General features: G+C 59.1%; 14 protein-coding genes. 10 read left to right on the forward strand and 4 right to left on the reverse strand.

The genetic code is table 11. From position 1 onward, the window contains the following. Positions 1-191 precede the first annotated feature (191 nt). The 6 genes from AC0TOF_RS19720 (at position 192) to AC0TOF_RS19745 (ending at position 6,686) form a co-directional block, all read left to right on the forward strand. Positions 192-1,247: a dipeptidase gene (locus AC0TOF_RS19720; protein WP_473769515.1), complete on the forward strand. Its 1,056-nt coding sequence runs from the start codon at positions 192-194 to the stop codon at positions 1,245-1,247. 55 nt (positions 1,248-1,302) lie between these two features. Further along, positions 1,303-2,934 (forward strand): ABC transporter substrate-binding protein, encoded by a 1,632-nt coding sequence (locus AC0TOF_RS19725; protein ID WP_473769516.1) that lies wholly within the window; start codon positions 1,303-1,305, stop codon positions 2,932-2,934. Positions 2,935-3,113: 179 nt separating this feature from the next. After that, complete coding sequence (locus AC0TOF_RS19730) at positions 3,114-4,181, forward strand: ABC transporter permease (RefSeq protein ID WP_473769517.1); 1,068 nt, start codon at positions 3,114-3,116, stop codon at positions 4,179-4,181. Further along, positions 4,178-5,110 carry an ABC transporter permease gene (locus tag AC0TOF_RS19735; RefSeq protein ID WP_122000534.1) on the forward strand — a complete coding sequence of 311 codons (933 nt, stop codon included), beginning with the start codon at positions 4,178-4,180 and terminating at the stop codon, positions 5,108-5,110. The genes AC0TOF_RS19730 and AC0TOF_RS19735 overlap by 4 nt, the downstream gene beginning before the upstream one ends. After that, positions 5,107-5,940, forward strand: coding sequence for an ABC transporter ATP-binding protein (locus tag AC0TOF_RS19740; RefSeq protein ID WP_473769518.1), 834 nt, complete (start codon positions 5,107-5,109; stop codon positions 5,938-5,940). Before AC0TOF_RS19735 ends, AC0TOF_RS19740 begins: the two co-directional genes overlap by 4 nt. Beyond that, positions 5,937-6,686 carry an ABC transporter ATP-binding protein gene (locus tag AC0TOF_RS19745; RefSeq protein ID WP_025090430.1) on the forward strand — a complete coding sequence of 250 codons (750 nt, stop codon included), beginning with the start codon at positions 5,937-5,939 and terminating at the stop codon, positions 6,684-6,686. Before AC0TOF_RS19740 ends, AC0TOF_RS19745 begins: the two co-directional genes overlap by 4 nt. A 58-nt stretch (positions 6,687-6,744) precedes the next feature. On the opposite strand, the gene AC0TOF_RS19750 is transcribed toward AC0TOF_RS19745, so the two are convergent. Both AC0TOF_RS19750 and cbiE read right to left on the reverse strand, forming a co-directional pair. Beyond that, positions 6,745-7,842, reverse strand: a complete 1,098-nt coding sequence (locus AC0TOF_RS19750) for a DUF2218 domain-containing protein (RefSeq protein ID WP_473769519.1) — start codon at positions 7,840-7,842, stop codon at positions 6,745-6,747. Between the two features lie 63 nt (positions 7,843-7,905). Then, on the reverse strand, positions 7,906-9,120 hold the full coding sequence (gene cbiE, locus AC0TOF_RS19755) for a precorrin-6y C5,15-methyltransferase (decarboxylating) subunit CbiE (protein WP_473769520.1): 1,215 nt from the start codon (positions 9,118-9,120) through the stop codon (positions 7,906-7,908). A 172-nt stretch (positions 9,121-9,292) separates the two neighbouring features. On the opposite strand from cbiE, the gene cobG reads away from it, so the two are divergent. Genes cobG through cobJ form a run of 4 tightly spaced genes read left to right on the forward strand, consistent with a single transcriptional unit; the run spans position 9,293 to position 13,676 of the window. Continuing rightward, the gene (gene cobG / locus AC0TOF_RS19760; protein ID WP_473769521.1) at positions 9,293-10,597 is read left to right on the forward strand and encodes a precorrin-3B synthase; all 1,305 of its coding nucleotides are present in this window, start codon (positions 9,293-9,295) and stop codon (positions 10,595-10,597) included. Between the two features lie 15 nt (positions 10,598-10,612). Then, positions 10,613-11,239 (forward strand): precorrin-8X methylmutase, encoded by a 627-nt coding sequence (locus AC0TOF_RS19765; RefSeq protein ID WP_473769522.1) that lies wholly within the window; start codon positions 10,613-10,615, stop codon positions 11,237-11,239. Next, complete coding sequence (locus AC0TOF_RS19770) at positions 11,239-11,973, forward strand: precorrin-2 C(20)-methyltransferase (RefSeq protein WP_473769523.1); 735 nt, start codon at positions 11,239-11,241, stop codon at positions 11,971-11,973. Before AC0TOF_RS19765 ends, AC0TOF_RS19770 begins: the two co-directional genes overlap by 1 nt. Further along, positions 11,970-13,676: a precorrin-3B C(17)-methyltransferase gene (gene cobJ, locus AC0TOF_RS19775; protein WP_473769524.1), complete on the forward strand. Its 1,707-nt coding sequence runs from the start codon at positions 11,970-11,972 to the stop codon at positions 13,674-13,676. The genes AC0TOF_RS19770 and cobJ overlap by 4 nt, the downstream gene beginning before the upstream one ends. 57 nt (positions 13,677-13,733) lie before the next feature. Here the strand turns inward: cobJ and AC0TOF_RS19780 are convergent, their stop codons facing one another. Next, positions 13,734-14,198, reverse strand: a complete 465-nt coding sequence (locus AC0TOF_RS19780; protein ID WP_473769525.1) for a hypothetical protein — start codon at positions 14,196-14,198, stop codon at positions 13,734-13,736. 126 nt (positions 14,199-14,324) lie between these two features. After that, positions 14,325-15,206 (reverse strand): alpha/beta hydrolase, encoded by an 882-nt coding sequence (locus tag AC0TOF_RS19785; RefSeq protein WP_473769526.1) that lies wholly within the window; start codon positions 15,204-15,206, stop codon positions 14,325-14,327. Positions 15,207-15,209 lie beyond the last annotated feature (3 nt).

A 15,209-nucleotide genomic window follows, 5' to 3' on the forward strand; every position in this document is an offset into this window, starting at 1 on the left:
CGTCATTCGGTGGCTTGACTCCAACACGCACTCACCGCTTATAAATTGGTAGTGGAAATGCGGGGAACAATGAGTGGAAAGCTCAACCACCATATCGGGAGGTTATCTTACCTTGCCGTGTTGTCCCTTTGCGCCTGAACACATGAATATGTGGCTCTGCTCCGGCAGGCCATGCAGGCAGGAATGAGAGAATGCAGCGCGTTTTTGACGGACATAACGATGTCCTTCTGCGGCTTTGGGAAAATGCCCGCAAAGGCGAAGACCCCATCAAGGAATTCATCGGCGGAACGGATGTCGGCCATATCGATGCCCCCCGCTCGCGCAAGGGCGGCCTGGCCGGCGGTATTTGCGCTATCTATGTGCCCTCCGGCGAGCATATCGAACTAGGCAAGCCAGACGCCAATGGCCATTACGAAACGCCGCTTTCACCCCCGCTGGAACGCAGCCCCTCCCTCGACATCGCTCTCGATATGGCCGCCATTGCCCTCAAGTTGGAAGCGGCTGGCGGCTGGAAGCTCTGCCGCAATGGACGCGATCTCGACGAGACGCTGAACAGCGACACATTTGCCGCCGTGCTGCACATGGAAGGCTGCGAAGCCATCGATGAAGATCTGGCAGCACTTGAAGTCTTTTACGCCGCAGGCCTGCGCTCGCTTGGACCCGTCTGGAGCCGCAACAATATTTTCGCCCACGGTGTTCCGTTTGCTTATCCGATGAGCCCGGATACCGGCCCCGGCCTGACTGAGACTGGCAGGCGCCTCGTCAAGGCATGCAATGCCAAGGGCATTTTGATCGACCTCGCGCATATCACCGAAAAAGGCTTCTGGGATGTGGCGAAACTGAGCGATCAGCCTCTGGTCGCCAGCCACTCCAATGCACACGCCCTCACCCCCGTGGCACGCAACCTGACCGATCGTCAGCTTGATGCGATCCGCGAGAGCAAGGGCCTTGCCGGACTGAACTACGCAACGACCATGCTGCGGGCCGATGGCAAGGAAGATGCCAACACGCCGCTTTCCGATGTGGTGCGCCACGTGGATTACATGGTTGAACGCATGGGCATCGATTGTGTGGCGCTTGGTTCGGACTATGACGGCGCAACAATCCCGGCCGAAATCGGCGATGCAGCAGGCACGCAGAACCTTGTCATAGCCTTGCAAAAGGCCGGATATAACGATGAGGAACTGGCAAAGCTTTGCCGGGGCAACTGGCTCAGGGTTCTGAAACAGGCATGGCACGAAGCCTGACATGCAGATGCAATCCAACAAAATCCCAACAAAAATACAGAAAGGGAACTCTATCATGATGCATTTCGGACGTTTTCGTATTCTGGCCGCAGGCGCGGCACTTGCCGCTGTTCTGGCCGCAAATCCGGCCTTGTCGGCCACACCTGCCGACACACTGGTTCAGGCATGGGCCATCGACGATACCATCACGCTCGACCCGGCTGAATCATTCGAATTGAGCCCGGCTGAGTTCATCGGTAACGCCTATGACATGCTCGTCCGCCTCGACATCAACGACACGTCGAAGGTCGTTCCGGGCGTTGCCGAAAGCTGGACCGTGTCCGACGACGGCCTCACCTATACGTTCAAGCTGAAGAAGGACATCAAGTTCGCTTCGGGCAACCCGATCACGTCTGCCGACGTGGCTTACTCCTTTGAGCGCGCCGTGCGTCTCGACAAGAGCCCGGCCTTCATCCTGACCCAGTTCGGCCTGACCAAGGATAACGTCAACGAAAAGGCAAAAGCCGTAGACGACAACACCTTTGTCTTCACCGTCGACAAGCCGTATGCGCCAAGCTTCGTGCTGAACTGCCTGACCGCGACCGTCGCCGCCGTCGTCGACAAGAAGCTTCTTGAAGAACATGCCGAAAAGGTCGCGCCGACCGACGAGTACAAATACGACACTGACTATGCCAATGCATGGCTGAAGACCAAGTCGGCAGGCTCCGGCCCGTTCGTGATCCGCGAATGGCGCGCCAATGAAGTTGTCATTCTGGAGCGCAACGACAATTATTATGGCGAAAAGGCCAAGCTCAAGCGCGTCTTCTATCGTCACGTCAAGGAAAGCGCGACGCAGCGCCTGATGCTTGAATCCGGCGACGTCGATGTAGCGCGCAATCTGGAGCCGGGCGACTACGAAGCCGTTCAGAAGAACGACAAGCTCACCACGACAAGCGCCGCCAAGGGCACGGTCTATTACATCAGCCTCAACCAGAAGAACGAGAACCTGGCCAAGCCGGAAGTTCGCGAAGCGTTCAAATATCTGGTCGATTATGATGCGATCGGATCGACTCTCATCAAGGGCATCGGTGAAATCCGCCAGACCTATCAGGCCAAGGGTGTTCTCGGCTCTCTCGATGCTGCTCCGTACAAGCTCGACGTCGCCAAGGCGAAGGAACTTCTCGCCAAGGCTGGCCTCAAGGACGGTCTGTCGGTCACGTTCGATGTGCGCAACGGCCAGCCTGTGACCGGCATTGCCGAATCCTTCCAGCAGACAGCCGCCCAGGCTGGAGTGAAGATCGAGATCATCCCCGGCGACGGCAAGCAGACGCTGACCAAATATCGTGCCCGTAACCACGATATGTATATCGGCCAGTGGGGCATGGACTATTGGGACCCGAATTCCAATGCCGAAGCTTTCACCAGCAACCCGAACAACGCCGACGATGCATCGACCAAGACGCTTGCCTGGCGCAACGCCTGGGATATCCCGGAGCTGACCAAGCAGACGCAGGCCGCACTTCTGGAACGCGACAGCGACAAGCGTGCCGAACAGTACAAGAAGCTGCAGCAGGAAGCTCTCGACCAGAGCCCGTTCGTCATGCTGTTCCAGCAGGTTGAGGTTGCAGGCATTGGCGGCAACGTGAAAGGCTACAAGCTCGGCCCGACATTCGACTCCAACTTCCTGGCTCCTGTCAGCAAGGAATAGTCGGCCATGCGTCGGCGCGTGAAAATCATCACGCGCTGAAACGGCTTTAAATCAACGAGATGGAGCGGTTTTCTGAATCAAAAAGGAAGCCGCTCCACGAAATTTTCAGCACTGCCGATCCGGCTTTCCGGAGCGACAGTTGTCCTGAAACGCTCTCATTGTCGGAAGCGGTCAAAACATTGAGTAACACTGGAACCACCAAAAAGGTAAGGCGGGCACCGCGGCGCGGGGCGGCTCTTGCCACGTCGATAGCCAGTTTTCTGGGTATCGTCATCACGACTTATCTCGGCCTTCTGGCCGTAACCTTTTTCATCGGCCGTGTTGTGCCGATTGATCCCGTACTTGCAATCGTCGGCGATCGCGCTCCAGCGCATGTCGTCGCGCGCGTTCGGGAAGAAATGGGCTTCAACCTACCCTATTACCAGCAGTTTTTCCTTTACGTGAAGGGCGTGCTGCAGGGCGATTTCGGCACTTCGGTCCTCACGACCAATCCGGTCATGACCGACATTCGCCGCGTCTTTCCCGCAACCATGGAACTTGCCACCGTCGGCACGATCATCGGCGCCGTGTTCGGCATTCCTCTTGGCGTCCTCGCCGCGGTCAAGCGCGGCAGCATCGTTGACCAGATCGTGCGCGTGATTGGGCTTGTCGGCTATTCGGTGCCTATCTTCTGGCTCGGAATGCTTGCGCTTTTGATCTTCTATGCGCGGCTCGGCTGGACCTCCGGTCCCGGACGCATCGACATCACGTTCGAATACACTTTCACGCCGATCACCGGTTTCTATGTGATCGACGCGATTCTCCAGCGCGACTGGCCTGCGCTGAAGGATATTGTCTCCCACCTTATCCTGCCATCGACGCTGCTTGGCTATTTCTCGCTTGCCTATATCAGCCGCATGACGCGTTCCTTCATGCTGAACGAGCTGGAACAGGAATATATCATCGCCGCGCGCGCCAAGGGCATTTCGGAAACCCGCATCATCTGGGGCCACGCACTGCGCAATGCCGCCGTGCCGCTGGTGACCGTGATTGCGCTTTCCTATGCTGGGCTTTTGGAAGGTTCGGTGCTGACCGAGACCATCTTCTCCTGGCCCGGCCTTGGACTCTACATCACCAATTCACTGCAAAACGCTGATATGAATGCCGTTCTCGGTGGCACCATCGTCATCGGATCGGTCTTTATCGCGCTCAACCTCGTGTCCGATCTTCTCTATCGGCTTCTCGATCCAAGGACGCGCACACGATGAGCCAAATGACAGATACTTCCAACCTCTCATGGCGTGAATGGCTGCTGACCGAACGGCCGCAATCGCGCACGCAAGCCCGTCTCGGTCGCGCCTACATGGTCTGGCGGCGCTTCACCGCCAACAAGCTGGCCGTTCTCGGCCTCCTGATCATCATCGGGCTTCTTGTCGTGGCGGCTCTGGCCGACGTGCTGGCCCCGCATTCGCCGGTTGTCGGCGATCTGGCCAATGCACGTCTCCTGCCGCCAGGATCACCGGGCTATCTGCTCGGCACCGACGATCAGGGACGCGATATTCTTTCGCGTTTGATCCATGGCTCCCGCCTCACCCTTTATGTGGTGCTGCTGGTCGCCATCATCGCAGCACCTATCGGCCTTCTGGTCGGCACGGTTGCGGGCTATGCCGGTGGCTGGGTCGATGCGGTGCTGATGCGCATCACCGATATCTTCCTTGCCTTCCCGAAGCTCATTCTGGCGCTCGCCTTCGTTGCTGCTCTCGGGCCGGGCATCGAAAATGCCATCATCGCCATCGCCATCACCTCATGGCCGCCCTATGCGCGCATTGCGCGTGCGGAAACGCTGACCGTGCGCAACTCGGACTATATTTCCGCGGTTCGCTTGATGGGTGCTTCGCCGATCCGCATTGTCGTGCGCCACATCATGCCGCTCTGCACCTCGTCGCTGATCGTGCGTGTGACGCTCGACATGGCCGGCATCATCCTCACCGCCGCCGGTCTTGGCTTCCTTGGCCTCGGCGCTCAGCCGCCATTGCCTGAATGGGGCGCGATGATCGCGTCCGGTCGCCGCTTCATCCTCGACCAGTGGTGGGTTGCCGCCATGCCGGGTATTGCGATTCTCATCGTCAGCCTCGGCTTCAATCTTCTGGGCGATGGCCTGCGCGACGCGCTCGATCCGCGAGGTAACAACCAATGAAGCCTCTTCTGACTGTTGAAGACCTGCGCGTCACCTTCCCGACCCGTACGGGCGCAATCGAGGCCGTGCGTGGCGTCAGCTTCGAACTGGGCCGCGAACGCCTCGGCATCGTGGGCGAATCCGGTTCGGGCAAGTCGCAGACCGGCCGCGCCATCATGGGACTGACCCCGCTGCATGCGAAGATCACCGCCCGAAAACTGGAATTTGACGGCATCGATCTTCTGAACGCCCCGGCGCGCCAACGCCGCGCCTTGCGCGGTGGTCGCATCGCCATGGTGTTGCAGGACCCGAAATATTCGCTCAACCCTGTGATGACCATCGGCAAGCAGATCGCCGAAACGCTGAAGGCCCATGGCAAGTTCAGCGGTGAGGAAATCCGCAAGCGCTCCATCGCCATGCTGGAAGCCGTGCAGATCCGCGATCCTGAGCGTGTCATGAGCCTCTATCCGCATGAAGTTTCGGGCGGCATGGGCCAGCGCGTCATGATCGCCATGATGCTGGTGGCAGAGCCGGAAATGCTGATCGCCGACGAGCCGACCTCGGCCCTCGACGTGACGGTCCAGCTCGAAGTGCTCGGCATTCTCGACAAGCTGGTCGCCGAACGCGGCATGGGACTGATCTTCGTCAGCCACGACCTGCGCCTCGTTTCCTCCTTCTGCGACCGCGTCATCGTGATGTATGCGGGCAAGATCGTAGAGGAAATCGGGGCGAAAGACCTCGCCAATGCGAAACACCCCTATACGCAAGGACTGCTGAACTGCATGCCGAAAATCGGAGCCGATCGCCATCCCCTGCCAACCTTGCAGCGTGAGGAGGCATGGAAGCTATGAGCACGGCATCTGCACTCAGCGTCGACAATATCGACGTCTATTTCGACCACTTCCATGCGCTGAAATCGGTCAGCATCGAAGTAGCGCGCGGCGAATCCTATGGCCTTGTGGGCGAATCCGGTTCGGGCAAGTCCACCCTGCTGCGCGCCGTTGCCGGGCTGGCGCCCGTGGAGGACGGCGAAATCCGTATCGACGGGCAATTGCTGAAGACCCCGCGAGACAAGGCGTTCTATCGCAATGTCCAGATGGTGTTTCAGGACCCCTACGGTTCGCTGCATCCAAGGCAGACGGTGGACCGCCTGTTGCTGGAACCGCTCGCCATCCATGGGGTCGGCGATACGGAACAGCGCATCGTGAAGGCGCTCGATGAAGTCGGCCTCGGCTCCGGCTTTCGCTTCCGCTATCCGCACCAGCTCTCGGGCGGCCAGCGCCAGCGCATCGCCATTGCCCGCGCGCTCATCGTCGAACCCAGCATATTGCTGCTCGACGAGCCGACTTCGGCGCTCGATGCATCGGTTCAGGCGGAAGTGCTCAATCTGCTCGAACAGGTTCGGCGCGACCGCAACCTGACCTTCGTCATGGTCAGCCACGACCTTGGCGTTGTCACCCATATGTGCGACCGGCTCGCCGTCATGCGCAATGGAGAGGTCGTGGAACAGTTGCAGGCAAACGATCTTGTCAGCGGCAATATCCATGCCGACTACACGAAAAATCTGATGCGGGCGAGCGAGGGCTTCCGCAGGTAAAGCCGAAGCGGTCCGTTTCAGGATACGCGAAAAAGGGGCCGCGCGGCCCCTTTTTGCATCAATCGTCGGACTTGCGCGGCGCGTCGCCATCCTGCCCGCGCCGCCAATAGGCGACAATCAGCTGACGGCCCTTCGGAATATTGCATTCCTTGCGCATATAGGTGCGGATCGACCGGAATGCGTTGAATTCGCAACCGACCCAGACGTAAATATCGTCTTCATCTTCCGGAAATTCGACCGCCCGCACGGCATCCTGCAACAACGTCGTCGTTCCGGCCTCCGCGCCATTGCGGTTCAGCCATTGCAAATCGACATCGGCCCGAGAGAAAAGTTCCTGCTCCTCTTCGGCGCTGCCAATCTCGACGCGCACGACCGCCCTGGTTCCTTCGGGCAACCGTTCGAGAATGCGCCCGATGGCAGGCAGAGCTGTTTCGTCGCCTGCAAGCAGATACCATTTCGCATCGCCCGCATCGCCGCCGCCCGGACCAGTCATGCCGACAATATCGCCCGGCTTGGCGCTGAGAGCCCAACCGGAACCCGGAGCATCGCAATCATCGCCATGAACGACCATATCGATATCCACCCAACCGGCGACCGTATCGATATTGCGGATCGTATAAACCCGCGTCGCGAGCTTGGCTTCTCCATCCGGCCAGACAGGACGGCCATCTTCCCCCGTCACGGGCCATTGCGGCTTGGCCAGACCCTTTGGAGGAAACAGAAGGCGGATATGGAGACCTAGCTGCGAAAAGCGCGTCAGGTTCTCGCCTTTCAGCCGAACACGGCGCATATGCGGCGTTACATTCGATACCGAAACAACCTGCATCTCCCGGAAATAGGGCAATGGCAGTCCGGCAGCCCCGTCCCCTTCCCAGATAATCTTCGGTTTGGCGCTGCCCTTGTCGAGAAATTCCAGCACGTGTTCAGCGATGGAATATTTTATATAGGCAAGCCCGGTTTCGTCCTCGCTGGTGACGTCGACGCTGACCGTTTCATCGTCCCACTGCACATCCGCCTGACCGAAGCTCAGCACCAGCTTGGCCGTGCTGCCTTGACGGTGCACATCGGCATGTTCGACAAAATGATCGAGAAGCTGATTGACCACGTGACCGGCATTGGTAAGCGCAAAGCGGGTATTGGCGTTGAGTTCGGACATGCCCCGTCCTCCTTTGGGAAACAGTTTCCACAGCCTTACCCGAATATAACATGACCGTTCAAGTCATGATTTAGGCTTGTACTCGCAATAAATTGTGACAGGCAGTGCCTGCCGCCAGACATCAAAGGAACCGAGCGCCCCGGTCTGCGCCACCGACAGCCGCGTCAATTCTCCGCCGCACTTTTCGCGCCAGTTGAAAAGCAGCATTTCGCTTTGCAGGGTCACGGCATTGGCGACGAGCCTGCCGCCCGGCTTCAGGGCATCCCAGCAGGCTTCCAGCACGCCCTTGTCGGTCACGCCGCCGCCGATGAAGATGGCATCCGGTGCCTCCAACCCAGCAAGTGCCAAGGGCGCTTCGCCCCTGACCAGTTGCAATGCGGGAACGCCCAATGCGGCGCGATTCCGCTCGATCATCGCCTGCCGTTGTTCGTTGGCCTCGATGGCAATCGCGCGACAGGAAGGATGAACGCGCATCCACTCAATGCCGATCGATCCGCAACCCGCACCGACATCCCAAAGCAATTGACGCGGCAAGGGCTGCAACCGCGACAGCGTGACGGCACGAATGTCGCGCTTGGTCAGCTGGCCATCATTCTCGAAGGCTTCATCGGGAAGCCCGGCGATCGGCGAAAACACGTTGGTTTCTGGCGCAGCGATGCACTCAATCGCCAGCACATTCAGATCGGCACATCGCTCATGCGACCAGCTTTCGGCGGCATCCTGAAACCGGTGCTCCTTGGGGCCACCAATATGCTCAAGCACGGTCATGCGGCTCTGGCCAAAGCCCCTGCCCTTGAGCATTGCCGCCGCCTTTGCTGGCGTCGAGCCATCATTGCTAAGGACAAGAAGTTTCTCGCCCGGCAGGATATGCGGAAGCAGCAGTTCAAACGGACGACCGTGCACGCTGACCGTGCGGACGTCCTGAAGCGGCCAACCCATCCGCGCCGCTGCCAGTGAAAGCGAGGACGGATGCGGCAGAACAAGCGTTTCGTCCGCCGAAAAATGCCGGGCCAAAGTGGCCCCCACGCCAAAAAACATCGGGTCGCCGCTTGCCAGCACGACGACCGGCTGGCCGCGATACGCGTCGATCATCGCGATAGCTTCGTCGAATGGAGACGGCCACGCCCCGCGCACGGCCTTGATACTGTCGTCCAAAAAATCCAGATGGCGTCTGCCGCCGAAAATGACCTTGGCCGAGGCGATAGCCGCAAACGCCGTTTTTCCAAGCCCGTCAAACCCGTCTTCACCGATCCCGATCACTGTCAACCAGCGTGTCATGCGCAATGCTCCTTTTCCCAGTTCGTAGAGCATTTTGCAGTCGGGTGAAATCACCTGACGCCGCATAAATGCGGCAAAACAAACGGATAGAGCGGAAACGCGAACGAATGTGAGGCATTTCGCTCTATCGCGGGCAGTAGCAAGTGCAAGCGGCAAAGCGTATAAGGCTGAAATGCCCGGCAACCCAACCACCCATTCGCTGCAAGTCCAACCCGACAGGCGCAATGCCTGCCCCGGCCTCTCGCGCATGGTGATGGCGAAAGACGGGGCGATTGCCCGCATCAAACTGAAGCTGGGCCGGTTGTCAGCCGATCAGGCGCGTTCGATTGCGGCAATAGCCGAACGTTTCGATGCAGGCGCGATAGAGCTGTCGATTCGCTCCAATATCCAGTTGCGCGGCATCGCGCCCAGACATTGGGACAATGTTGTCGCTGCGCTGCACGACGCCGGGCTTGGGGCAGAAAATCCCGACGCCGACGATATTCGCAACGTGATGGTCAGCCCCACCGCGGGCATCGACTGTGGCCAGATATGCGACGTCACCGGACTGGCATCGTCCGCGCTCGCCATGCTGCAAACGAATAAGGCTTTCTATGCCCTGTCGCCAAAATTCTCCTTGCAGATCGACGGCGGCGAGGACTGCGCAATGATTGCCCATCCGGGGGATATCTGGCTGTCGGCCATCGACGCTGAAACCTATGCGTTCGGTCTGGCCTCGTCTCCCGATAAACCCGCGCTGGGAGCCGTAGAAGCGCGGCACGCCCTGCCCTTCATTGAAGCATTGCTGCACGGTTTTTTACGCCAAGGCCGTTTTGCGCGGATGAAACATCTGTTCGAGGTCGTTTCGCCATTGCAGTTTCTGGCGGAACTGGACCGGGAATTGTCTTTTCCCATCCAGTCGGCCACAGGCTGGAAACGCAAGGCACCGACGCCTTTTTCGCCTCTCGGTCAGAACCGGCAGCGTGAAGAATCGACTTATATCGGCGCCATGCCGCTTATGGGGCGGCTGACGCCACATCAACTCAGGGCACTGGCGGACCTTTCCAACAGCGGAAAAAGCGAACTACGGCTAACGCCATGGCAAGGCATGATCCTTCCTTATTTGGACGGAATGCAGATTGGAAAAATAACCGAAGAACTTCGCTCGCTTGACCTCGAAACCACAGCGAAAGCTCCGCAGGCGCGGCTTCGTGCCTGTTCGGGTTCCAGCGGATGCATCTCTGCACTCGCCGACACTCAAGCCGATGGCAGAAAGCTGGCGACACAGTTAACTCCGGGAACGTCATCCGTGCACATCACGGGGTGCGCCAAATCATGCGCGGCACTTGCTCCATTGCCGCACACGCTACTGGCGCGCTCGGCAGGCCGCTACGATCTTTATGCACAAGACAGGACTGGACCATCGCGCTTCGGACAGCTATTGGCGATTGATATCACCATTGACGAAGCGGCGCGCCTTCTGAACGCCCGACACTGATTAGAGTGGCACACCATGACAGACTACATTCGCGACGGGCAGGCGATTTATGACCGGTCTTTCGCCATCATTCGTGCCGAGGCCGATCTGAGCCGGATACCCGCCGATCTGGAAAAGCTTGCAGTGCGTGTCATTCACGCCTGCGGCATGGTGGATGTAGTCAATGACCTCGTCTTCTCCGAAGGCGCGGGCAAAGCCGGGCGCGACGCGCTGCTCGCAGGTGCGCCCATTCTCTGCGATGCGCGCATGGTGGCCGAAGGCATTACCCGCTCTCGCCTGCCTGCAAACAATGAAGTCATCTGCACTCTCAGCGATCCGTCGGTTCCCGAGCTTGCCGCGAAGATCGGTAATACCCGCTCTGCGGCGGCACTCGACCTCTGGCTGCCGCATCTTGCCAACAGCGTCGTTGCAATCGGCAATGCACCGACCGCCCTCTTCCGCCTGTTCGAACTGCTGGATGCTGGCGCGCCTAAACCGGCGCTGATCATCGGCATGCCGGTCGGTTTCGTCGGCGCGGCAGAATCGAAGGAAGAACTCGCCGCCAACAGCCGTGGCGTGCCTTTTGTGATCGTGCGCGGAAGACGCGGCGGCAGCGCCATGACGGCAGCGGCGGTCAACGCGCTCGCCTCGGAGCGCGAATAATGGCGGCAAAAGGCAGACTGTTTGGCCTGGGCGTCGGTCCCGGCGATCCCGAATTGATAACGCTGAAAGCCCTTCGTCTACTCAAAAGCGCGCCGGTCGTTGCCTATCATGCCGCGAAGGGAAAGAAGGGTAATGCCCTCACAATTGTTGAGGAATATCTTTCGCCGGAACAGATTCTGGTGCCGCTGATCTATCCCGTGACGACGGAAAAGCTTCCGGCACACATGGATTACGAACAGATTGTCAGCGATTTCTATGGCGAGATAACGAGCACGATAGCAAGCCATCTCGATCGCGGGCAGGATGTAGCCGTGATCGCGGAAGGCGATCCGTTCTTCTATGGCTCGTTCATGTATATCCACGACCGGCTTGCGGACCAGTATGAAACGCAAGTCGTCCCCGGTGTCTGTTCCGTTCTCGGTGCCTCCGCGGTGTTGGGTGCGCCGCTCGTCTATCGCAACCAGACGCTCTCCGTCCTTTCCGGCGTCATGAGCGCCGAAGAGCTGAAACAGCGGCTCGCGGATACGGGCGCGGCTGCAATCATGAAGCTTGGCAAGAACCTCGACAAGGTCCGCACCGTGCTTGGCGATCTTGGTCTCATGGACCGGGCGCTCTATGTCGAGCGCGCCACCATGTCCAACCAGCGTATTGTGCCGCTTGCCGAAGTCGATGGCGGCGATTGCCCCTACTTTTCAATCATTCTCGTTCCGGGGCAAAAATGGAACGGCTTATGATCCCCGCGATCCTAGTGCTCGGAGAAGCTGCTGTGCCCGCCGCACAGCGGATCGCAATGGCACTGGAACGCGCCGAAATACTCGGCCTCCGGAACCGTGTTGCATCGGTTGACAGCACCTTCATGCATTTCGGCGATGCGATAAGGTCGCTTTACGAGGAAGGCCGTCCCATCATTGCGCTTTGCGCCGCCGGCATCGTCATCCGGGCGCTCGCCCCGTTGCTTGAGAACAAGCGTATCGAACCGCCGGTTCTGGCCGTTGCCGAAGATGGAAGCGCGGTTGTCCCGCTGTTGGGTGGCCTCTCCGGTGTTAATGATATGGCCCGAAAGATTGCGGCGGCGTTTGAGGTCGCGCCCGCGATAACCACGTCCGGCGAACTGCGGTTCGGGATCAATTTGTTGCACCCACCGGCCGAACTGACACTTACCAATCCGGACGACGCGAAAAACTTCATGTCGAACCTGCTCGCGGGACAGAAGCTGCGGCTTAACGGACAATCCCGCTGGCTTGTGCAATCGAAACTGCCTTTCGCCGACGATGGCGCGTTGGCGATCAGCATAACGCCCCGCAACCGCACACCGCGCCCGGACGAACTGGTTTATCACCCGCGCTGTGTGGCGGTTGCCATTGATGCGGTCAGCGAAAGCATTCAGAACAATATTGAGCATGCACTTGCCAAAGCCGGAATAGCCCAGTCGTCTCTGGCATTGCTTCTTGCCCATGAGAAGGATTGTGCGTCTTCCATACTTCATCAGGCGGCGGCCAATCTCGATATTCCGCTGCGCTATGTGGCAGATGCGGCGGATGCGCGCGAGCTTGTCCTTCGTTCGGTGGAACAGCCGGTCGAACTGATAGATAGCGACGGGCTTGCCGTCGCCATCGCCGCTACGCCGGCAGATGTACTGCTTGTCGGTCGAAAGCGTGGCAGGCTGGTCGTGATCGGTCTTGGACCCGGATCAAGCGATCTGATGACGCCAGCCGTCCAGCGCGAACTGGAACAGACCGAAGATATCCTCGGCTATGAGACCTATGTGCGAATGGCCGAGGAGAACCTCCGGCCTTTCCGCTCCGATCAAACTGTGCACATGACCGACAATCGCGAGGAAATGCAGCGCGCCCGTCACGCATTCGACCTCGCAGCTTCCGGTCGGCATGTCGTCATGGTCTCCTCGGGCGATCCCGGTGTCTTTGCCATGGCTGCGGCGGTGGTCGAGGCGCTGCACGAAACGGACAATCCCGCCTGGCACGGCGTGGAGCTTGTCATCCAGCCCGGAATTTCAGCGGCAATGGCTGCCGCCTCGCGCATTGGCGCGCCGCTGGGACACGACTTCTGCATCATTTCGCTGTCGGACAATCTGAAGCCTTGGGAAATCATCGAAAAGCGTCTGGCGCTTGCCGCCGAAGCTGATCTAGCCATGGCGTTCTACAATCCCATTTCCAGGGCGCGCCCGCACCAGCTTGGCCGTGCACTGGAAATCCTGCGCCAGTATCGATCCCCGGAAACGCCGGTTGTCCTTGGACGGGACATTGGCAGGCCGGCGGAAACAACATGCACAACCACGCTCGGCAGGCTGACGCCGAATGACGTCGATATGCGAACCGTTGTGATTGTCGGCTCGTCCCACACGCAAAGCTTCACAAAGCTCGATGGCAGGCAATGGGTTTACACACCGCGCTGGTACGGCGAAAAACCAGAAAAATGACAAACAAAAAGGCAGGGAAAACCCTGCCTTTTTCGTATGTTATCGCTGATTATTGAATCAGTTTTTCTTCGCCTTGACCTTCTTCGGCTGGGCAGCGGCGGCTGCATCAGCCCTGGCGGCGGCAGCTTCAGCTGCGACCTGATCCGCGCTTTTCGGCGATGTGTCGATAACGGCACGCACACCGCCCTTGGCGCTCACCTGGCAGACAGCAGTGCGCAGGTCGACCTTAAGATCGACGTCGGTTCCACCTGCTGCACCCGGACGGGAATTGACAGCGGAGATAACGCGCTCCGGCAGGAAATACTTGTTGGCGGCAGCGGTGATGCAAGGCTGCGCCAGCGCTGGATCGACATAAGCAGTCGGCGTGAAGCTTGGCATCGAAATCGTCGGCGCGCTAACCGGAGCATCGGTCTTGCCGGGAGCCGCAGTCGTTGTCGGTACAGTAGTCGTGCAGGCAGCGGCAAGCGGGGCCAGCATGGCAAGGGCTAGAAAACGGGCTCCGGTGCGGGCGCGTCCGTACATGATCTACCTCATAGGATCTGCTGAGTAGGTAAAATTTTAAGTTCGATAACTATTCGGTTTTGCCCGATTGTCGAGTGGCAGGAAGGTCACATTGCCGGAATTTCGATTCGCATCCACAACCTGTCATCACGGTTTTGCCAGAATCCAGTTCAGCATCTCGCGCCAGTCGGCCATGCGGATCGGGGTGCCGTGATTGCCGCTCTCGAAACGGCGAAACTGAACCGGATAACCCGGCGCGCGCTTGCGTATCTCGCGATAGAAGGCTTCCTGCCTGTCAATCGCAAAAACCGGGTCGCGGCTTCCATGGCCGAAGAAAACAGGAACGCGCTTCCGGAATGCGAGAGACTTGAAAAATCCCTCATCCCAGAGCGATCCGAGCAGGATGAGGCCTGCAAGCTGATTTCCGGCCTTTTCGTTGCCCGCTATGCGCCAGCACAGCGTTCCGCCTTGCGAGCCGCAGGAAAGGATCAACGGAGCATTTGGCGACGACGCCTTAACAGCTTCGATCAGCGCAGCAATCTGCGCCTCGCCCATATCGGCGAAATCCTTGAAGTCCGGCGTGACATAAAGGCCGCCGTTCAATGCCGCGAGATTCTTCACACGGTTGAAATTGCCGCCGAACGTGAAGTCGTTCATGCCTTGCAGGCGATTGCCGCCCCGCCCATGCAGATAGATGACGATGAAAGACGCGCCCTCCCGCTTGCCCGCCGTCATGGCCTTGACGGGTCCGGCAACGGTTTGGAACGTGACGTCCTTCTGGTAGGCGCGGGCCTTCAGCGAGACATAGGCGTCTTTCACACGCTTTTCAGGCACCGCATCGCGACCGTTGATATCGCGCATCTCATTGTAATCGACGACCTTGTAATCGCCATTGTCAGCGCTGCTGATAATACCGGGATAGGCGAAATAATCGTCCTTGAACGCAGGCAACGGACCTGCACCAAATGCGGAAGACGCTGAAAACAGAAATAAAGCGCCCAAAAGACCGCTCGTTCCACGTCGTCTCATCGC

It is taken from the genome of Ochrobactrum sp. PL_is501, from assembly GCF_055816895.1.